Raw genomic sequence first — 21,235 nt, forward strand, 5'->3', positions numbered from 1 at the left:
ACCATGTGTGGAATTGTTGGCGCAGTCGCTGAACGAAACGTCACTGCCATTTTGCTCGAAGGCCTCAAACGCCTGGAATACCGTGGCTACGACAGCGCCGGTGTGGCGCTCTTTACCAACGCCGGCAAGCTTGAGCGCATGCGTCGCCCGGGCAAGGTCAGCGAACTCGAACAAGCGTTGGCCGGTGAGCCGCTGGTAGGCCGCCTGGGTATCGCCCACACCCGTTGGGCCACCCACGGCGCGCCGTGCGAACGCAATGCTCACCCGCACTTCTCCGGTGACCTGGCGGTTGTGCACAACGGCATCATCGAAAATCACGAAGTGCTGCGTGAACAGCTCAAAGGCCAGGGTTATGTCTTCACCTCGGACACCGACACCGAAGTCATCGCCCACCTGCTGAACCACAAGCTCAAGGACATCGGCGACCTGACCAACGCTCTCAAGGCCACCGTCAAGGAACTGCACGGCGCCTATGGCCTGGCCGTGATCAGCGCCAGCCAGCCCGACCGCCTGGTCGCCGCCCGCAGTGGCAGCCCGTTGGTGATCGGACTGGGCCTGGGCGAGAACTTCCTCGCCTCCGACCAACTGGCCCTGCGCCAGGTGACCGACCGCTTCATGTACTTGGAAGAAGGCGACATCGCCGAGATCCGCCGTGAAAGCGTGTCCATCTGGGACGTCAACGGCCAGTCCGTGGAACGTGAAGCCGTGCAGTACCGCGACGGCGCCGAAGCCGCCGACAAGGGCGAGTTCCGCCACTTCATGCTCAAGGAAATCCACGAGCAACCGGCCGTGGTGCAACGCACCCTGGAAGGTCGCCTGAGCCAGAACCAGGTATTGGTGCAAGCCTTCGGCCCGCAAGCTGCTGAGCTGTTCGCCAAAGTGCGCAACGTGCAAATCGTCGCCTGCGGCACCAGCTACCACGCCGGTATGGTCGCCCGTTACTGGCTGGAAGAACTGGCCGGCATCCCGTGCCAGGTCGAAGTCGCCAGCGAATTCCGCTACCGCAAGGTGGTGGTGCAGCCCGACACTCTGTTCGTGACCATCTCCCAGTCCGGCGAAACCGCCGACACCCTGGCCGCCCTGCGCAACGCCAAGGAACTGGGCTTCCTCGGCAGCCTGGCGATCTGCAACGTCGGCATCAGCTCCCTGGTACGCGAGTCCGACCTGACCCTGCTGACCCAGGCCGGTCGTGAAATCGGCGTGGCATCCACCAAGGCCTTCACCACCCAGTTGGTCGGCCTGTTGTTGCTGACCCTGTCCCTGGGCCAGGTTCGCGGCACGCTGGGCGAAGGCGTCGAGGCACACCTGGTCGAAGAACTGCGCCGCCTGCCGGCCCGCCTGGGTGAAGCCCTGGCCATGGACAGCACTGTGGAGAAAGTCGCTGAGCTGTTCGCCGACAAACACCACACCCTGTTCCTCGGCCGTGGTGCGCAATACCCGGTGGCAATGGAAGGTTCGCTCAAGCTCAAGGAAATCTCCTATATCCACGCCGAAGCCTACCCGGCCGGTGAGCTCAAGCACGGTCCGCTGGCCCTGGTGGATGACGACATGCCAGTCGTTACCGTCGCGCCGAACAACGAACTGCTGGAGAAGCTCAAGTCCAACCTGCAGGAAGTGCGCGCCCGTGGCGGCCAACTGATCGTGTTCGCGGACGAGAAGGCCGGCATGACCAATGGCGAAGGCACCCACGTCATCAACATGCCGCACATCCACGACACCCTGTCGCCGATCCTCTACACCATCCCGCTGCAGCTGCTGTCGTATTACGTCGCTGTGCTGAAGGGCACCGACGTTGACCAGCCGCGTAACCTGGCGAAGTCGGTGACGGTGGAATAAGCCGCACCCGAACCACCAAAACCCCCGTTCTTCGGGGGTTTTGCTTTTTCAGGCTACCGGATATCGGGTCTTGCCGTTTCTGTGGACTAATTCCGGGAGTATTCCCCTGCTTTACCCCTAGAATGCGCCCTGTGGATAACTAGCCAGGGAATGCCGCCGCCATGAACATCGAACTGCTGATCGCCGGTATCGTCGTGCTGATTATTGTCGTCGGCCTGGTCGGCTGGCTGGTGGGGGTCTACAACGGCCTGGTGATGCGCCGCAACGATGTGGATAAAGCCTTCGCCAACATCGACGTGCTGCTCAAGCAGCGGGCAGACCAGATTCCCGACCTGATGCGCGTGGTGCAAACCGCCATGAACCATGAGAACGCGCTGTTCACCCGCCTCAGCGACGCCCGCACCGCGTACCTCAACGCCAGCAGCCTCACCGATAAAGTCGATGCCTCCAACCAACTCAATACGGCGCTCAAGTCGGTGATTGCAGTGGCCGAGAATTATCCGACGCTGATCTCCGGCCCCAACATGGTCGAGTTGCAGCAGGCGATCTCGGCGGTGGAGGAACGCATCGCCGACCGTCGCGAGTTCTTCAATGAGTCGGTCAATCTCTACAACATCGCCATCGCGATTTTTCCTGATCTGTTCTTCGCCAAGATGCTCGGTTATCAGCGCATTCCGCTGCTGGCCATCAGCGCCGAAGAAACCCGCTACGACGGCGTGAAGCTTGAGGTGCCGGGGGCATGAAAACCACCCAGGCAGGGGTTGTCACAAAAAAACCAGCGTGGAAAACCCTGGTGGCACTGGCCTTTCTCGCCGGCTTTATTGGCCTGATGGTCTACGCCCCGACGATCCTGGTGGCGCTGTTTTTTCCTGTGTGCATCCTGATCGGACTGCTGGCCAGCTTCGGCCCCAATTTCTATCGCACCGAACAGCGCCTGGCCACCAGCCAGATACGCTCATTGGCCATGGGGCTGGTGGAGGTGAACGGCAAGGTGATCGTCGACTCGCCGCTGATCTCCCCGGTCCACGGCAAGCCTTGCGCGGGTTACGTGTGGGTCATCGAAGAAGGCACCAAAGACAAGGATGGCGATTGGAGCTGGAGCCAGGTCTCGGCCGAGGCTCGCTGCAATGACTTCCGCCTGCAGGACGCCACCGGTGAAGTGACAGTGATTGCCGAGGGTATCGACCTGTTCGGCAAGAAGCGCCCTGACGACCATGAATGGATCAGCAGCTCCCGCCGCCAGGGCGAACTGCTCCTCACCCAGGATATGCAGGTGATGCTGATTGGCGACGCCTGCGAGCGTGCGGGCAAGACGGTGATTGCCCAGGGCCGGCAACCTGACGCGGTGTTCGGCCTGGCCGAGACCAAGGAGGTGGAAAACCGCCGTGTGCTGGCGCCGCTGTGGCGCGCCGGTGGTTTCTACGCGGTGGTGGTGGGTTTGATCGGCGTCGGCATCATGGCCATGACGCCGGAACATTTTGCCCAACTGCATTTGCCGGGCCCCGCCACCTACCAGCAAATGGCAGAGCTGAATCCCGCCTATCGGTTTCTGGCCTGGTTGTACCGTGACAATGGCTTCGTGATTCCTTTCATGGCCGCGTTTGGCTTCTTGCTGACGATGTTTGTGGTGTTGCTCGCGCTGCGGCTCTTGCTGCCCACGGGCATGCGCCTGGCGGTAGGCCGCGTGCTGGGCGCCTGGATGGGCCTGGGCATGGTGATTGGCGGCGTAGTGACCTTGCTGCTGGTGGTGGCCCAGGTGGACACCATGAAGGTGTTCCTGGTGTGGATGATGATTCTGCTGGGCACCCTGGTGTTTTCGATCTTTGAGCAACGCAAGCTAGGGGTGGCGTACAAGCATTTCGCAAAAGATGCCGGCACTGCCGGTTTAGGCGACGAGGACGCCTGATCAGGGTACAAACTCAACCTTCAAGCCTCGGCTGGCGCTGCGGCCCTGATCGTCAGTCACCCGCAACCGGTACTCCCCCGACTTACCCGGCCGCCAGTTCAGCGTGGTTTGCGGCGGGCCCTGGCCGATCAGGGTCTGGTCGGCGAACCAATACAGCGTCAGTGCATCACTGGCCGCGTTGGCGTTCAGCGGGATGCTTTCCTGGGGCTGGGACAGGCGCAGGTGGTAGCTGACCTGGGTCAGCGGCGAGCGAATCTGTGGCGCTTCGCTTTGATCGCCGACACGGTTGGGTTGGCAGCTTTTCTGCACATTGGGCGGCGTACGCCGGGGCAGTCCGGCGGCGCGGAACAGCCGCTGCACATCGCTGGGCCAAAACTCGAAGACTTCTTCACGGGTGTACTGCGGGTCGAACGGCGGGCACGCGGCCTTGCCGGTGCGGGTGTCGATCAGCACCGGGCGGTGCAGGTTGGACACCCGAATCGGTGACACGCCGGGGATGTACCAGGTCTTGCGGGTACGTGGGCACCAACGGTTGGGCAAGTCACCAGAGGCCGCGCAGACGTCGATGCGGATCAGCCCGGCGGGCGGCTTGTCGGGTTTGATCACCACATTGGGCAAGGCCAGCGGCAGGGCGTCGGCGATACGGAAGAACAACGGTGCCGCAGTTTTCGCACCGATAAACGCAGGATTCGGACGGCCATCGAAGTTGCCCACCCACACCACCAGCACGTACGGGCCTACGAGGCCGGCGCTCCATGCATCATGAAAACCCCAGGACGTGCCGGTCTTCCAGGCCGTACGCCAGTGGCGCCCCGGCAGCCCGTCCGGGCGCGGGTTGCGCCGCAGCATGTCGCGCACCATAAACGCGGCCTGCGGCGTGAGTAGCTGGGCGCCAGTGGTTTGCGGCTGTTCCTGCAAATAGCGCAGCGGCCGCAAATGCCCGTCACCAGCCAGCATCACATACAGCCGCGCCAACTCTTCGGGCGTCATCTCGCCGCCGCCCAAGGCCAGCGCCAAGCCGTAATGGCTTTCGCCGCGCAGGCCCTTGATCCCGGCCCTTTGCAGCAATCCGTAGAGTGACGGTGAGCGGGTTTGGCTGGCCAGCCACACTGCCGGAATATTGCGGCTGCGAATCAGCGCGTCGCGGGCTGTCACCGGACCGACAAAACTGCCGTCGAAATTTTCCGGCTGGAAGTAGCCGAAGTTACTCGGCATGTCCTTGAGGATGCTCATGGGGTGGATCACCCCTTGGTCCAGCGCCAGCCCATACAGGAATGGCTTGAGCGTGGAGCCCGGCGAGCGCCGCGACAACACGCCGTTGACCTGGCCGTGGATGCTTGTGGATAAGTAGTCTGCCGAGCCCACCAGGGCTTTTACGCTCTGGTCGCGGCTGTCGATCAGGATCGCCGTGGCGTTTTCCACACCGCTGCTGCGGCGCTCGGCGATGAAGCCGGTGATCAGCCGTTCCAGCAATTGTTGCAGCGCCAGGTTGAGGGTGCTGTTCAACTCATTGCCGGTTTGCGAGGCCAGCAACTGTTCGCTCAGGTGCGGCGCGAGAAACGGGATCTGCTGGCGGTTGCGGGCTTCCAGCGGCAGGTCCAGCAAACTGTCGTTACGCGGGTCCTGTGGATAAGTTTCCCGCCAGTCGGCCATCAGCCGTTGCCGGGCGGTTTGCAGGGAAGGCCCAAAGCGCGCCCGACGACCCGGTTGCTGGGGAATCACGGCCAGCGCGAGGGCTTCAGACAAGGACAACTGCGCCGCTGACTTGCCAAAATAGATCCGGCTGGCCGCTTCGGCACCTTCGATATTGCCGCCCATGGGCGCCAGGTTGAGGTAGGCCTCAAGGATGTCGTGCTTGCTGTAACGCGCCTCCAGCCACAGTGCCAGGGCCATCTGCTGCAGCTTGCCGGGTACCTGGCGGGTATTGAGATCCCACAGGCGCCTGGCCAACTGCATGCTCAAGGTCGAGCCGCCTTGGCGCTGGCCGCCGCTATAGGTGGTCATGGCCGCCCGCAGCAACGCCGGGGGATTGATCCCCGGGTGCCAGTAGAAATTGCGGTCTTCCTTGAGCAGCAACGCCTCCACCAGTGACGGAGAAATCCGTTCCAGGGGAAGCCACAGGCGATATTGCCCGTCAGCCGCCAGGGTCATGCGCAGCAGCGAACCGTCATCGGCCAGCACCACCCGTGAGGAGGTGGCTGCCTGTTCCAGCGGCGCGTGGGGCCACAACCGTAGCCCCGCCAGAATCAACGCCGCTGCCAGCAGCGGCGTCAGGCTTTTAAGGCTTGGTAATTTCAAGCTGGCCTACTTTGCCGCGTCCTTGCAGGGTGGTTTCGTACATGCCCTCGGCGTAGGCCGGTGGCGTATTGAATGTACCGGCGTTGGTGGCGCGCACGCGGTACACGAAGGTGCCTACATCCCGCAGCGCGGTGCCGTACAACACCACTCGGTCATCACGCACATCGACGTAGTCCGGTTGCCAGTTGCTCAAGTCGGTCTCGCCAATCGGCGCCTGCCAGGCGTCGGCTTCTTCGGTGTCTTCGCCGGTTTCAACGTACTCCGAATCGTCGCCTTCGCTTTCCTCGGTGCTGGCCGCTTCCGGCTCCGGCGGCAAGTTATACACAGGCTCGACACCACCCGGCAGCAGGTCGACCACCGCCACTTGTTGCACCTGATCACGGTCGGTGGCGCGCAAGCGCAGGCGCACCAGGAACTCATCGCCTACCGCGACCTTGCTGACTGGATTGCCTTTGAGGTCGAGGTATTCGTGGATGATTTCCAGGCCGCTGTTGATCGGCTTGAGGTTGGCGCCCTTGTCATAGCCCGCTTCGCTCAGCATGTAGAACGCCGCCGGGCCGTCGGATTTTTCCATCTGCAGTTTTTGCGTACCGGCAGGCACCGCCGCACGTGGCGGCTGGCCGGCCATCTGCAACAACTGTTGCTGCTTGTCGCTGAGCCATGCGGTGGCCTTGAGGGTCATGTCGCTTTGGGCGCGCTGGCCGTAATTGTCCAGGGCCCGCAGCAACAGTGCCGCCGACAGCGAGTTGTAGCGTTGCTCGTTGAGACGCTTGCCGAGTTTATCCAGCAGGCTTGTCGGCACATCGTCGAGCATTTCCGGGAAGTGCCGCGCGAGCAAATGCAGGTGCTCGGCGTCGTGCACCAGCGGGTCGTAATACAGGCCGTCGCTGTTCCATTTATCCGACAGGGAAAGCCACGGCACCTTGCGGAACAAGGTATCGGCCTGACGATCCTGCTTGAGCAGCTTGTAGCTGGCGGCCACGTACGCCGCGCCAATGTCGTTCTGCCAGGTGTCCTTGAAGTAGCTTTCGTAGCGCTCGCGGATATCACTCAAGGCGCCGCTCACGAGAATCCCCTGACGGCTCAGGAGGTAACTGGCGTAGGCGCGGTTGCGCAATTCCGACAGGCCTTCGCTCGGGCCGTTGGCCAGGTCGGTGAGGTACGCGTTGGAACGTTGCAGCAGGTCTTCCGGCACCGGCAGCCCGCGCTCCCTGGCTTCGATCAGGAAGTCGGTGGCGTACAGGCTGGCATACGGCGCCACATCCGGGTTGGCCGCCCACAAGCCGAAACCGCCGGCCTGGTTCTGCCGTTGACGCAGCATGCGCACCGCACCGCTGAAGGCTTGCTCGGCCTCCGGCGCGTTACCACCCCAGATCAACGCCGGCATGGCCTTGGACACCAATTGCTCGGTGCAGGCGTAGCCATAGTCATCTAGGTAATGCTTGAGGCCGTTGGCCCATACCAGCGGCGAAGCGGCGACGCCCAACTGCACATCGCGCAACTGGCTGAACAGCTCGCGGGTCGGTTTCAGCTCTTTGCTGGCGCTGTCGAAACGGCCCAGGCTCAGGGCCACCCGATGCTCGCTCAAGGGTCGGATCGAAGTGGTTTCCGCCACCTGGATACGCTTGCCATCCGGCAGCACCGCGACGAAGCGCAAGTCGGCCGAGCCTAGGGTTTCCCCAACCTTGATCTTGAACTCGGCAACACCTTCCTTGCGCGGTTGCAGGGCCAGGGTACTGGCCTTGTCGCCTTGCACCTGCAGGCCATCGCTGGTCTGCACTTCAAACTTCACGTCCGCCGCCGCGTCCAGGTTGCTGAACACCCCGGCGCTGACGCTGAACACATCCCCCGGTGCGACAAAGGCCGGCACGTTCGGCGTGATCACCAGCGGCCCGCGCACTTCGGTGTTGGCCTCGCTGACGCCCACGCTGTCGCTGTCCACGGCCACCGCAAACAGGTGCAGCTTGCCATTGAAGCTGTCCGGAACCTGGTAATGCAGCACGGTTTCACCGGCCGGCAAGTCCACCAGGCCAGACCACCAGGCCACAGGTGGCTGATGTTTACGCTTGAACGGGTTGAGGTGGTTGGCCAGGGCGCCTTCCGTATCGCCACCCGGCGCTGCCCCACTGAGCAGGCGGCTGAATTCCGGCAGAATCAGGTCAAGAATCTGACTGGTACCGACCTCCAGCGCCCGCTTCTGGAAGAAGAAGCCCAACGGGTCCGGCGTCTGGTAGCGCGCCACTTGCAGGATGCCTTCGTCCACCGCGTAGACCACTGCGCGGCCAGGGCGGTCGGCGTTGACCTTGATGTCCAGGGTCTGCCCCGGTTCGATCTTCGCCGGGCCTTCGACTTTCAGCGCCATGCGCCGCGCGTCGAGGTTGATGCTGAACGGCACCACGCCGTAGGACAGCGGGCTCATGTAGACCTCGGACGAACCAATGTCCCGTACGAACTGCACGTTGACGTAGGCATTGCCCTCAAGCCCCGCAGGAACGCGGATGTGTTGCACGCTGTTGGTGCTGTCGGCCTTGAACCACTGCTGGGTGTAGACCTTGTCCCGCTCGATGGTGATCAACCCGGCGCCGGTGTACGGCGCGCGAATGCTGATGGCGATCTCATCACCGGTGGCGTAGCTGCGTTTATCCAGGCGCAGTTGCAGTTCGGCGTTGCGCTCCAGGGAGCGCGAGGTGTTGCCCCGGCCGGCGACGCTGTAGTCGATCTGGTTCAGCAGGTTGCCGTTGGCGTCCTTGAGTTGCAGGGTGAAATCGCCCGGGGTGCCGGTGTTCAGGGTTTGCTTGGCGCCGTCCTTGGTCATCACCAGCGGCGAGGCCGGCTGGCTGATGTTCTTGATGCGCGACTCGTATTTGTAGGTGCCGTTGGATTGCTTCACCAGCACCGAGACGTAGCGGTGCTCGACCACTTCACTGGTCAGGCCGTCGACTGCGACTGGCGTGAGGTCTGGCGCCACGGCCAGCCATTGCGCTTCACGCGGAGCGTCCTTGGCGACGAAAGACAGCGAATCCTTGCTCTTCACACCCACCAGGTACGGCGCCGCCGACACCAGCAATGCGCTTTGTGCGGCGACGTTGCGACCGCCTTCGGCTTCGTACACCTGGGTCATCACTTGCAGGCGGTAGGTGCTGTTGGCGAAGCGTTGCAGGTTCAGGTCCAGCACCGCCTGGCCACTGTCGTCGACGGTGGTTTCGGCCAGGTCTTCGGAGCTGGCTTCTTCCAGCGAGTCATTCAGGCGGAAGCGGTAATCCGGGTAGCGATCAAAGGCCGCGAGCGTCGGGCTCAGAGACATTTTCGCCGTGACGCGACGACCCGCCGCCGGAGCGCCGAACAAGTGCATCGCGGTAACCTTGGCCACCACCTGGTCCGGCGGGATCCAGCCCAGCACCGGTGTATCGTGCAGGCTCAGGCTGACTTTCATCCGGTCCGGTTCAAAGTCGCGGACCTTGAAGCTGACGCTGCCCAGGTCGGTACGACGCTGCTTCTCACCGATCAGTTGCAGGGTCGCGGTGTAATCGCCGGATGGCGCTACTTCGCTGCTTGGGAAATCGAAGGTTTCAAAACCGCTGGCCGACAGTTTCAACGGCTGGCGAATCACCTCAAGGCCACGGGGGTCGGTGATCTGCAACTCAACCGGCAGGCCTTGCAGGGCGCCTTTCCAGTCGCCGCTGCGCACGATCATGCCCAGGTGCGCGGTCTCGCCGGGCCGGTACAGGCCGCGATCGGTAAACAGGTAGGCGCTGAGGCGATTGATCGCACCGTCCTCTTCCAGGCCGCCTACATCAAAGCGTGACAAATCCAGCTGTTGCGACTGACGGGCAATCGGCAGGAAGGATTGGTCATTGCCGCGACTGACCACATACATCAACGGCGTTTTCTCACGGCGCAGTTCATCCAGCTTGGCGAAGTGCGCGTGACCTTCGGCGTCGGTATGGCCGCTGGCGACCGGCAAACCGTTGCGGCCGATGATATCGACCTGGGCGTCGGACACCGGCGAGCCGTTGCCGATGGACTGCACGTACACATCGTGGCTGCCATCGCTGGAGCGCTTGGCGATGATGCCCAAGTCGGTGACCACGATGAAACGCAGGTCGCTGGTGGTGTTGCGCGAGTAGTCGAAGGTGCGATCAGCCGGGTCGTCCTGCGGGCTCAGCTTGAGCACAAAAATCCCCCGGCGGCCGCCGTTGGCCGTCAGGTAGCTGCTCAGGTCGACATTGTCGTAGACGGTTTTCGACGGGTCGCCAGCCGACAGCGGAATGTCCAGGCTCTGACGCTCCACCATCCGGTCGAAGTAGTCATTGGCAAAATTCGGTCGGGCAAAGCTGCCGCTGCTCTGGTCCACCAGGTGTTGCAACTGGTTGGGCAGCAGGCGCGCGATTTCCACATGGGCGCCGGGTACGCCACGGGCCATGAAGCCCAGGCGTTTTTCGCCGGTGAGGCTGAGCAGGGCGCCGTCGGACAGGAACTGCAGCGTGCGTGGATAAGCCGGCATGCTCACGAGAGAGGCTGTCGGATTTTTCGCCAGGTAGCCGCCGATGGCTTCCAGGTTGGCCGGCACCCGCACATACAGGGCGCGGCCCGGCGGGGCCTTGAACTTGAAGGCGTGCAGGGTGTTCAGCGGTTCGACGCTCGGCACGTGGGTCAGCTTGACCTTGGTGCTGCTGGCCAACAGCTTGTCGTCGATGTCTTGCAGGTTCCAGGGGCGGGTATCGTCCTCGGCTTTTTCCGGCAGCATCCAGGCCTGCACCTTGTTGGCGATGGTCTCGTCGGCCACGGCGCTGGAACTGCTGAACATCAACACCGGCTCGGGTTCGCCGCGCTCGTTGTCGACAAAGCTGACTTCGGCGCCGGTAAAGGTCAGGCGATAGCGGCCGGGCACGGTGACTTCGGCCACCAGCGGCGCCGAGCTGGGATTGCCGCCATCACGGGCCTTGAGGCCTTCATCGAGCTTGGCGCTGACCGGGGTGCTTTCCAGTGGGGTGGCCAGGGCGGCAGAGCGCACAAAGGCGTTGAGCTTGTGTTCGTCGAAGGTGATTTCCGGGCGATTGGGCAGTTGCGCGTCGCGGTAGGCCAGACCTTTGCCGAGGGCGACCGAGGCACGTTTGCGTACGCTGTCTTCGTCTACCGGGTGGGAAAAGTGGAAGGTCGCTACCAGCTGTTTCTGCGTCGGGTTGCTCGGGTCCTGGTACAGCTCGTTTTGCGTCAAGGTGGCGCGGAACGGCTGGGTGGAGAATTGGCTGGTGTATTGGCTGAGCAGTACGCCGTCGGCCAACAGGGTTTTCTTGGCCAGGTCGATGGTGTAGTGGGCGTCGACGGGCCAGTCTTTTTCCGGGGTGAACACCAGGCTGCGGTCATCCGCCCAGCGCCAGGCGCCGGCGATGGCAGGCTTGAGGGTGATGCCTTCGGTGACCGGCTTGCCGATGGCCGCCAGCGGGGCCACGGATTCGGCGAAGCGCACCTGCAAGTTATCCACAACTGGCTGCGGCTGGGTGTAATCCGTCAGGTTGGGCTTGTGCAGCGAATAACCCACGGTGTGGGGCTGTGGCAGGTGGGAATACCAGTGCCAGCCGTAAAAGCCCGCGGCCAGCACGAGTACCAGGGCCAGCGCGCCGCCCGCAGCCTGGCGCGGATAAGCCCGGGCCTTGTGGCCGACGTTGACCAGGCCGTTGCCTGTGGCTTGCAGCCAGCGCGGCGGCTGCCACTGGCCGAACAGGCTGCGCGCCAGCCATCGAACGGCGCTGAACAGAACACTCACCACTGAGATCAAGGCCCCGAAAAAACGGCGGCTGGTCGCTTTTAACGAATCAAACATGGTGAGCATCCCTGGCAATGTGTCGCGTATCTTACACGTCTCTTTGATACAAAAGATGACGGCAAATGCGCCGCAAAGCTCAGGCTTGCTGTACGAAGGTGAGGCGTATCGCAAAACCGATCAAAAGACTGCCAAACAGCCATTGCTGAAGGCGCTGGGCGGACGGGCTGCGTTCCAGCCAGCGGCCGATTCTTGCGCCGGCCAATCCATAGCAACTGTCGAATCCCAGGCCGACCGCCACCAGAATCGCCCCCAGCAGCGCGAACTGTGCCGTCACCGATGCGCCATGTGGATCAATGAATTGCGGCAGCAGCACGGAGCAGAACAGCAGCGCCTTGGGGTTGAGCAGGTTGGTCAGCAAACCCCGCTGGAAGGCTTCGCGCCAGGCATGCGCCGGCGCCGTGCTGTGCTCGGCGTTCAGGTTGGGCAGCAGGTTTGAGCGCAGGCACTGCACGCCGATCCACAGCAGATACGCCGCACCGCCCAGGCGCACCACATCGAATGTCCAGGGTGCGACCTTGAACAGGGTCGCCAGGCCCATCCCCGCCAGCGCCACGTGGCAGGCTCGCGCCAGGCCCAAGCCGCCTGCGGTTGCCAGTGCCATCGCCTTGCCCTGGCGGGCGCCGGTTTGCAGCAGCAGGATCATGTCCGGGCCGGGCAGCAGGTACACCACTGCCAACGCGACTAAAAACAACCAGAGTTCTGCCATGTGCCTGCCCCTTGCGGTAGGTGATTCGTAGGGCAATTTTAGGGGCGAAGGCCGGGGCAGGTGCTTGCGTAGTCAGATGGAAAAGCGTCTAGTCTTGGCACAATCTGCCACTTTTTTCGGGCGAAACATTTCACTTATGCCAAATCTGAAGCTGGACGCATTTGACCGCAAGATTCTTGAAGCCCTGCAACGGGATGGCCGGCTGAGCAACGTGCAACTGGCGGACGAGATTGGCCTGTCGGCCTCGCCCTGCTTGCGGCGTGTGCGGCTGCTGGAAGAGGCCGGGGTGATTCGTGGTTACCAGGCAAGCCTGGACCGGGATGAAGTCGGGTTGGGGCTGACGGTGTTTGTCGGGGTGAAAGTGGAGCGGCATAACGACGAACAGGCGGAGGCGTTTCGGTTGGCGGTGACGGCGCTGCCCCAGGTGATTTCGGCGTTTCTGGTGTCGGGGGAGTCGGATTTCCTGCTGCAAGTGGTGGTGCCGGACTTGCGCGGGTATGAACGGTTCCTGACCGGGAGCTTGTTGAAGTTGCCGGGGGTGAGTGATATCCGCAGCAACTTCGCGATTCAGACGGTGAAGACGCCCGGGGCATTGCCGCTGAGTCACCTTCCCGGCTAGATCGTTCCCACGCTCCGCGTGGGAATGCCGCCCTGGACGCTCCGCGTCCGCTCTAAAAGTCGTGACGCGGAGCGTCACCGGATGCATTCCCACGCAGAGCGTGGGAACGATCAGATAATGACGCCGGGGGCATCTTCCCGGCTGGTGATTTCTTATTGTGGTAAGGACGCTTGTTGTGGCGAGGGAGNNCAAGCTCCCTCGCCACTGGGGTTGTGTGGATTTGGGGAGGAAGGTGGTCGTCAGGTCCACCAGTAGCGCACGAGATGAAAGAAGATCGGCGCGGCAAAACACACTGAATCCAGCCGATCCAGCATCCCGCCGTGGCCCTCGATCATGTGCCCCCAATCCTTCACGCCCCGGTCGCGCTTGATCGCCGACATCACAATCCCGCCTGCAAACCCCAGCAGGTTGATCAACAGCGCAATCAGGAACGACTGCCAGGGATTGAACGGCGTGGTCCACCACAGCGCCGCGCCGATCAGGGATGACAGCAGGATCCCGCCGACAAACCCTTCCACGGTTTTCGATGGCGACAAGTTGGGCGCGATCTTGTGTTTGCCGAACAGCTTCCCGCACACGTACTGCAACACGTCCGACAGTTGCACCACGATCACCAGGTAGGCAATCAGCAGCAGGTTGCGGCCTTCGTAGCCGACGATATCCAGGGTCAGCAGCGCCGGCACGAAGGACACACAGAACACCGCGATCATCAGCCCCCATTGCACTTTCGATGCCCGTTCCAGGAAGTGCGTGCTGTCGCCGCCCAATGACGCGAGGATCGGCAACAGCAGGAACACGTACACCGGGATGAAGATCGAGAACAGCCCGTACCAGTCGAAGTAGATCAGCAGGTATTGCAGTGGCAGCGCCAGGTAGAAGGCCGCCACCAGCGCCGGGTAATCGCTTCGCCGGGTGGGTGTGAGCGTGAGGAATTCCCGCAGCGCATAGAACGACACGGCGTAAAACAGCAGGATCACCGCGCCGGTGCCGAGCCAGAACGCAATGCCAATCACCACCACCATCACCCACCACGCATTGATGCGGGCGTTGAGGTTGTCGATCACCGCGTTGGGTGTGCCACGGGTGCGCAGTTTGAGGATCAGGCCGATCAGCGAGGCGAGCACGAGGATCGCGCCGATCCCGCCGAACAACATCAGGGTTTGGCTATCCATCTCAGGAATGCTCCGGGGCAAGGGCGAGCAAGGCGTCGCGGGTGCGGGCCAGGAACAGCGCCTTGTCTTCGCCGTCCTCCAGTTGCAGCGGTGCGCCGAAGCTGGTGGTGCACAGCAAGGGCAGCGGCAGCACACGGCCCTTGGGCATGACCCGGTTGAGGTTGGCGATCCACACCGGGATCAATTCGGCTTGTGGATAACTCTTGGCCAGGTGATACAGCCCGCTTTTGAACGGCAACAGGCCGTCTTCCAGGTTGCGCGTGCCCTCGGGAAAGATGATCAGCGAGTCGCCGTTTTCCAAGGCCTGAAGCATCGGCGCCAGAGGGTTATCCACAGGGTCCTTGCGCTCGCGGTCGATCAGCACGCCGTTGAACACCCGGTTGATGATGTAGCGGCGCAGGGCGCTGGTGTTCCAGTAGTCGCTGCCGGCCACCGGGCGGGTGAATTTACGCAGGTTCTGCGGCAACGAGGCCCACAGCAGCACGAAATCGCCGTGGCTGCTGTGGTTGGCGTAGTAGATGCGTTGCACCGGCACCGGCGCGCAGCCAAGCCACAGGCTGCGGGCGCCGGTGACGGTGCGGGCCATGGAGGTAATCAGGGTGGCGACCACGGGTTCGAACATGGGGATTCCTTATCCGGCGAAGGGCAGCCAGGGGCTGGCCAGGATGACGGCCACGGTCAGCAGCACTTGCGCCGCCAGCAGGTAGGCTTGCTTGCGCAACAGTTTCAGGGCGCCGCGACGGCGCTCGGTCCAGGGGCGGCCTGCGCGTTTGGCGGATTGCAGGCCAAGGGTTTGCATGGCCTGGTCGAAGTCGGGCGTGCGGTCGGTGTCGCGGGCGAGCAGGGCGAACAGGTCGGCGTCGAAGGCCACCCGCAGCGCCCAATATTTTTCCAGCAGCCCGAGCACAATCATCCACAGGCTGAGGATCAGGCAGACCGGCGTGATGCTGGCCATCAGCAGTTGAGCGAGGCCGAACAGTACGCCGAGCAAGGTCAGGCCTGTGGATAACTGATCCAGGGAACGGCCCCGCCGCAGCAGGCTGGCGACGACCTGTAATTCCATATCAGCGGGCATGGGCTAAACCCTCCAGGGCTTCACGGTGCGCGGAATGCAGGACCACACGTGGGCGTGCTGTACGAATAATAGCCACCGCCTCGTCGACATTGCCTGCGCGCCCGGTATGTAGCAGCCATGCAGCCACGGCGGTGGCGCTGCGTGAGTAACCGAGGGCGCAGCACACCAGCAAGGGTCCGGCTGAGCGTAGCCGCTCTATCGCTTGGGCGGCTTCCACGCATTGCGCTGCAGTGGGCGCCGTCAGGTCGAGCACTGGCAGACTGTAGTAGGCGCGACCCTGTGGATTAATCGGCAATTCGGCGCACAGATCGACCACCGCCTTGAATGATCCCAGCTCACCGCTGGTGGGAATTCGCCCCAGCCAAACGTTATCCACAACCTGATCGGGCTGTGGATGTCTACGTGTCCACAGGCGGGAATTGATCCAGGCGGCCACCAGATAAGGCGCCAACAACCAGCGCGCCGCCGGAGTGAGTCGTCCGTCGGCGCGTTTCTGAAATCCTGCAACGCCCAGTACCAGGTAATTCGCCTTCATCAAGCCAAGGGATACCGCCGGCCAAAGCAGCCACAACCAGCCGCCGCCAAGGGAAAACGCCAGGATCAAACACACCAGCGACCCGAAGCCATAGCGCAGCCCCAGGCGCCAACGCTGGCGGTCCCTGGTCAGCTGGGCATTCAGCAGCGGGCTCGGATGTTCCAGCGGCCACAGCCACACGCACAGCCAGCCGGCGAGGGCGCCTGTGGGTAAGTCAATAAAGTGATGTTGATAAGTGGTCAGCACCGAAAGGCCAATCAACGCGAACCAGCCATGCACCAGCCAGCGCCACAGGCCCCGGCTATGCCGCTGGTACATTATCCACAGCACCACCAGCAGCGCGATGTGCAACGACGGCGCCTGGTTGAACGGCTTGTCGAACCCGGCGAGTACCGCAAACAGCCAGCCAAACACGCCGTCCAGCTCCGGTCTTTCGAAGGTGAAACGCAAGGGCCAGATCAGGAAGCAGGTGACGGCAATCACTTGGGCCGTCAGCAGGCGCAAGGCATGTTGTTTCAGTTCATGGCGGGTGCTTGGGAGTAGCAGGGAGAAACCGTAGAGCAGGTCGATCGACCAGTAGGGCACGATGGTCCAGGCCCAGAACGGGATATGGGTTTCCCAGCCGAACACCATCGTGCCCACGTCGCTGCGCTGGCTGGTGACCCACGTGGCAAAGCCGTAGGTGCTGAAAAACAGCGGCGCCAACAGCAGCAGCCACAGCACCGCCGGTTTCAACAGGCCCGGTTCACGCATGGGTCAGGCTCGCTGTGCCAGGGACACGCTGAAAATCCCCCACTCATCCACACGCTGGGTGATCTTGCGGAAACCGGCGGCTGCCACCAGTTGATCCATTTCCGCCTGGCTGCGCCGGCGCATTACCCAGGCCTGGCCCTGGCGGTGGCTGGTGAGGGCGCGGGCGATCAGTTCCAGTTGCGGATGCCACGGTTGGCCGGTGTACACCAGATAACCACCGGGCTCCACGGCTTCGGCCAAGCCCGCGAGCGAGCCACCGACCATCGCGTTATCCGCGAACAGTTCATATAGCCCGGACACCACCGCCAGCGTCGGCTTGGGTTCCAGCGCCGCAAGGTCCGCCCGGTCAAACGCATCGCCTTTGACGAACTGGGCGATATCCCCCAGCCCTTTTTCACGAATCAGCGCGCCACCGTCGCGCACGTTGATATCGCTGTAGTCCCGCAGCAGGATCGATTCCGGCAACGGCGAAACGCCCTGCAAGGCTTCCAGAATGTACCGACCATGCCCGGCGGCGATGTCGACGATTCGCACTTCCCGCTGCTCGTCCCGCAGCTTGGCCATCGCCAGGCGCAGCAGTTCTTCCACGTTCAACTTGCGCTGACGAATACCGCGCCAGCCGATGGAGTTCAGGTAGTTGGTGTCGATCATCCGCCCCAGCCCGCCTTTGCCGGTGGGTTTGTTGCGGTATACGTAGTCCAGGGTGCTGCCGGAGTCGAAGCCGGTGTCGAAGCCGAGCTTCACGCCATCCGACAGTTTGCTGCCCAGGCCCATGCTGGCGCGGGTCATGCGCCAGTACAGGTCGCGCAGGGAGTTGCGTGGCAACGGCGCGGCGAGGGACTCGGATTCGGCGCAGGTCAGGCCAATCCTGTCGGCATCCAGCAAGGAGGCGCGGTCCAGCGGGTGTTCGAAATTCTGCAGGATAAAGCGCCGGGCGCTGCTCAAGGCCACGGCGCGGTCACGTTCACCGAGGGTGTCGTGGAAGAAGCCGGGGAGGATGTGCAGCTCTTTCTTCAAGCTGCCGAGGCGGTCGAAAAACTGCTGCTGGGGTTTGCGGTGCACCACAAAGTCCGAGCCGGAGATCAGCAGTTGGGTCGGTACCTGAATTGCCTGGGCATCGGCTACAACCCGGTCGGCCGCTTCGTACAGGCCCAACAGTACATTCACCGAGATGGCTTTGGTGATCAGCGGATCACTGTCGTAGGACGCCACGCGCTCCGGGTCATGGCTCAGGAACTTGGCCTTGACGTAGCTGTTGACGAAAAAGTTGCCGCGAAACTTGCGCATCAACGCCAGGCCCGGCCGGGCGAAGGGCACGTAGAGTTTGACCTTGAATGCGGGGGAGGCGAGTACCAGCGAGCGAATCTTCGGCGCGTAGTCGTGCACCCAGGTGGCCGCGATCACCGCGCCGACGCTTTGGGCGATCACTGCGAGGTGTTCTTCCTCGATGTTGTAGGCGCTGCGGATATGGTCAACGAAAGTCTGCACGTCCCGCGCACTGGTGGCGAAGCTCGGGCTGTCGCCGCGCGCGCCGGGGGATTGGCCGTGGCCACGGGCGTCCCAGGCGAAGAAGTCGAACTCCGGCAGGTTCAGCTCGTCCACCAGGTGGGCGATACGACCGGAATGCTCGTGGCCGCGATGGAACAGCAAGATCGCCTTGCGCGGCGCAAAGCCCGCGGGTGCGGTGGCGAGCCAATGACGGTAGAAAAGCTCCACCCCGTCATGGGTGCTGAAGGTGTGCTCTTGCTGTTCACGCATCGCAAAATCCTTATGCAGAAGGGGAGGTGTTCGTTTCTTCTTTCAAGCCTTGGCGCACACGGTTGACCAGGGTGTAGGCCAGCAACGCCGCGACCAGCCACATCACCGCATCGACCCAACCGGCACCCAGCCAACCCAGCGCCACGCCGGTGGCCAGCACCCCGAGCACAAACGCCCGATCGCTCTTGCCCATCGGGCCGTCGTAGCGCCGCGAGGCCCCGACCATCGGCCCGAGCACGCCGGCGTATTCGCTGAACACCGCCAGCAGCGTCACCAGCAACACCGGCGCCAAGCTGACCTCGGGGATCAGCGCAAACGGCAGGATCAGTGCGCTGTCGGCGATCACGTCGCACAGTTCATTGAGGTAGGCGCCGAGTCGCGACTGCTGGCCGAATTCCCGGGCGAGCATGCCGTCGATGGCATTGAGGGCCATGCGCAGGATCATCCACAGCGGGATCAGCGCAAACAGCCACACATGTTGTGCGAAGCCGGCAATCAGCAATCCCACCAGCAGGGAAACCACCCCGGCCAGCACGGTGATCTGGTTGGCGGTGGTGCCGTTGTCGTAGAGGCGCTGCACCAGCGGGCGCAGCAGGTTCTGAAAACGCGGTTTAAGCTGATAGATCGAAATCATGGGGAGTGACGCTTCCTTGTCCGTAAGCCCGCGAAAAACTCTGGGGAGTGTGCCGATTTATCACCTCTGAAACCAGTGATGGCTCGTGTTTCTGGGGCTTTCGTCACTATCTGTGTGAAACCAAACAAAAATTTCACGCTTCGGGTTATAGAGTAACTAATTGTTTCTGGGTGGGCGTTTGGGGATGCGAGTGGATCTAGACGCTGATGACGTGGCCATCGAAGGGCTGCCGCGTTTTCAGCAGGGGTTGTTTCATGCCCGCCGGTTAAGGCAGGCCGGCATTGGCCTGACGGTGCTGGCGGTCGGCGGCTGGATGCTGGCGCTGTTTGTGGCGCTGTTCGCCCCGCTGTCGATCTGGCCGGTGGTGCTGATCAACTGCGCCTCGGCGTTGCTGGTGCTGGTGGCTGGCTTGCAATCGGCGTGGTGGGTCGCGGATTGGCGGGCCATGGCGCTGGAGGAGCCGGCTGCACGGCTGATCGAACCGCCGCTGCCACAAGAAGAACCTGGCTGGCTAAACCGCCAGTTCGGTCGCGTCGGTAACGGCTTGCTGGTGCAGATTGGCGCACCGGTGTTCTGGCTGTGCGGCTGGTCGTTGCTGGCATTCTTCAGCGTTCTGGAATTCTGGAGCTTGACCTTGCCCGCCGCGGCGCTGGGCCAGGCTGCCAGTGTGGGCGCCGCCATTGCCTTGGCACTGGCGTTCGGCTTGCTGGTGTTTGAACGGCGCATGGCCCAGGAAAGCACCGCCCAATGGCCGGAAGCGGTGCAACTGGCGCAACTGAGCCGGGTGGCGATTATCTGCCTGGTGATCAGTGCGATTTGTCTGCTGTTTGCCGGTGAAGAGTCCGTGTGGCCATTGCGCCTGGCCGTGTTGATCGGTCTGTTGCCGGCCCTGGTGGCGCTGGAGTTTCTACTAAGAGGCCTGCTGTCGCTGTTCAGCCCGCGCCAGGGGCGGCTTGAACCGCGCCTGATGGCGCAAAGTTTTATCGCCGGGATGCTGCGCTGGCCGCCGCAACCGTTGCTCGCCTTGCAGCACGAACTGCACAACCGTTTCGGCATCGACCTGCGGCAGATCTGGGCCTTCACCTATATGCGCCGGGCATTCCTGCCAGTGCTGGTGGTGGTGCTGGCCGTAGGCTGGTTGCTGACCGGCGTGCATGAAGTCGCCCTGCAAAGCCGTGGGATCTATGAACGCTTTGGCAAGCCGGTGGAGGTCTTCGGGCCTGGCCTGCATGCCGGTTTGCCGTGGCCGCTGGGTCGCGTACTGAACGTGGAAAACGGCGTGGTCCATGAGCTGGCCACCAGCGTTGGCGAAGCGGCAAACACCGACGTCGCTCCGGCCGAGGGCCCGGCGCCGCTGATCGCCAACCGCCTGTGGGACGCCAGCCATGTGAATGACAAATCCCAGGTGATCGCCAGCAGCAGCGGCGACAAACAGAGCTTCCAGATCGTCAATATGGACGTGCGCTTTGTGTACCGCATCGGCTTGACCGACCAGGCCGCACTCGCCGCCACCTATAACAGCGCCGATGTGCCCACGCTGATCCGCAGCACCGCCAGCCGCATCCTCGTCCACGAGTTTGCCTCGCGAACCCTTGATGAATTGCTGGGTGAGGAACGCAACAGCCTCGCCGATGAAATTGGCCAGGCGGTGCAAGCGGACCTGAAGAAACTCGACAGCGGCGTGGAAATTCTCGCCACCGTGGTGGAAGCCATTCACCCGCCCTCCGGTGCGGCGAATGCCTACCACGCGGTGCAAGCTGCGCAGATCGGCGCCCAGGCGCTGATTTCCCGAGAGCGCGGCGCTGCCAGTGAGCAGACCAACCAGGCGTTGCTGCAAGCCAGTACCGCCCGTGACCAGGCCCAGGCCACGGCCCATGAAGTCAGCGCCGGCGCCCAAGCGGCGGACCTGCGCTTCAGCGCCGAACAAAAGGCCTATCAACAAGCCGGCCAGGCGTTCGTGCTGGAGCAGTACCTGAGCCAACTGAGCCAGGGCCTGGCTCACGCCAAGTTACTCATTCTTGATCATCGCCTGGGCGCCAGTGGCGCACCGACCATCGATCTGCGTTCCTTTACCTTACCGGCCGACCCTGCGGTGCCGCGTAAAGCCGTTCAATAA

14 protein-coding genes are annotated in these 21,235 nt (G+C 63.0%); 5 read left to right on the forward strand and 9 right to left on the reverse strand.

The window, feature by feature from the left end:
• The first annotated feature begins 3 nt into the window (after positions 1–3).
• The 3 genes from glmS (at position 4) to HX873_RS04315 (ending at position 3,742) form a co-directional block, all read left to right on the forward strand.
• A complete protein-coding gene (glmS, locus tag HX873_RS04305) occupies positions 4–1,836 on the forward strand; it encodes a glutamine--fructose-6-phosphate transaminase (isomerizing) (protein ID WP_008439539.1) in 1,833 nt (610 codons plus the stop codon).
• A 161-nt stretch (positions 1,837–1,997) separates the two neighbouring features.
• Positions 1,998–2,579 carry a LemA family protein gene (locus HX873_RS04310; protein WP_003213535.1) on the forward strand — a complete coding sequence of 194 codons (582 nt, stop codon included), beginning with the start codon at positions 1,998–2,000 and terminating at the stop codon, positions 2,577–2,579.
• Positions 2,576–3,742, forward strand: coding sequence for a hypothetical protein (locus HX873_RS04315; RefSeq protein ID WP_003213533.1), 1,167 nt, complete (start codon positions 2,576–2,578; stop codon positions 3,740–3,742). Before HX873_RS04310 ends, HX873_RS04315 begins: the two co-directional genes overlap by 4 nt.
• Here the strand turns inward: HX873_RS04315 and pbpC are convergent, their stop codons facing one another.
• The 3 genes from pbpC to HX873_RS04330 form a co-directional block, all read right to left on the reverse strand.
• A complete protein-coding gene (gene pbpC / locus HX873_RS04320) occupies positions 3,743–6,040 on the reverse strand; it encodes a penicillin-binding protein 1C (RefSeq protein ID WP_177122413.1) in 2,298 nt (765 codons plus the stop codon).
• A complete protein-coding gene (locus HX873_RS04325) occupies positions 6,021–11,864 on the reverse strand; it encodes an alpha-2-macroglobulin (protein WP_177122414.1) in 5,844 nt (1,947 codons plus the stop codon). Before HX873_RS04325 ends, pbpC begins: the two co-directional genes overlap by 20 nt.
• Before the next feature lie 79 nt (positions 11,865–11,943).
• Positions 11,944–12,573, reverse strand: coding sequence for a LysE family translocator (locus tag HX873_RS04330; RefSeq protein ID WP_177009026.1), 630 nt, complete (start codon positions 12,571–12,573; stop codon positions 11,944–11,946).
• Between the two features lie 145 nt (positions 12,574–12,718).
• Here HX873_RS04330 and HX873_RS04335 point away from each other — a divergent pair, with 145 nt between their 5' ends.
• On the forward strand, positions 12,719–13,192 hold the full coding sequence (locus HX873_RS04335) for an Lrp/AsnC family transcriptional regulator (RefSeq protein ID WP_032899927.1): 474 nt from the start codon (positions 12,719–12,721) through the stop codon (positions 13,190–13,192).
• A gap of 239 nt (positions 13,193–13,431) precedes the next feature.
• Here the strand turns inward: HX873_RS04335 and HX873_RS04340 are convergent, their stop codons facing one another.
• Genes HX873_RS04340 through HX873_RS04365 form a run of 6 tightly spaced genes read right to left on the reverse strand, consistent with a single transcriptional unit; the run spans position 13,432 to position 19,119 of the window.
• On the reverse strand, positions 13,432–14,364 hold the full coding sequence (locus HX873_RS04340) for a phosphatidate cytidylyltransferase (RefSeq protein WP_003213523.1): 933 nt from the start codon (positions 14,362–14,364) through the stop codon (positions 13,432–13,434).
• 1 nt (position 14,365) lies between these two features.
• Positions 14,366–14,986: a 1-acyl-sn-glycerol-3-phosphate acyltransferase gene (locus tag HX873_RS04345; RefSeq protein WP_003213522.1), complete on the reverse strand. Its 621-nt coding sequence runs from the start codon at positions 14,984–14,986 to the stop codon at positions 14,366–14,368.
• A 9-nt stretch (positions 14,987–14,995) separates the two neighbouring features.
• Positions 14,996–15,439: a hypothetical protein gene (locus tag HX873_RS04350; protein WP_003213520.1), complete on the reverse strand. Its 444-nt coding sequence runs from the start codon at positions 15,437–15,439 to the stop codon at positions 14,996–14,998.
• A complete protein-coding gene (locus HX873_RS04355; RefSeq protein WP_177122415.1) occupies positions 15,429–16,727 on the reverse strand; it encodes a phosphatase PAP2/dual specificity phosphatase family protein in 1,299 nt (432 codons plus the stop codon). The genes HX873_RS04350 and HX873_RS04355 overlap by 11 nt, the downstream gene beginning before the upstream one ends.
• A gap of 3 nt (positions 16,728–16,730) precedes the next feature.
• Positions 16,731–18,485, reverse strand: coding sequence for a bifunctional alpha/beta hydrolase/class I SAM-dependent methyltransferase (locus HX873_RS04360; protein ID WP_177122416.1), 1,755 nt, complete (start codon positions 18,483–18,485; stop codon positions 16,731–16,733).
• Between the two features lie 10 nt (positions 18,486–18,495).
• On the reverse strand, positions 18,496–19,119 hold the full coding sequence (locus HX873_RS04365) for a CDP-alcohol phosphatidyltransferase family protein (protein ID WP_102370198.1): 624 nt from the start codon (positions 19,117–19,119) through the stop codon (positions 18,496–18,498).
• Between the two features lie 184 nt (positions 19,120–19,303).
• Between HX873_RS04365 and hflK the strand changes: the two genes are divergently transcribed.
• On the forward strand, positions 19,304–21,235 hold the full coding sequence (hflK, locus tag HX873_RS04370; protein WP_134327564.1) for a protease modulator HflK: 1,932 nt from the start codon (positions 19,304–19,306) through the stop codon (positions 21,233–21,235).

The organism is Pseudomonas sp. P7758 (genome assembly GCF_013386485.1).
Classification (GTDB): Bacteria; Pseudomonadota; Gammaproteobacteria; order Pseudomonadales; family Pseudomonadaceae; genus Aquipseudomonas.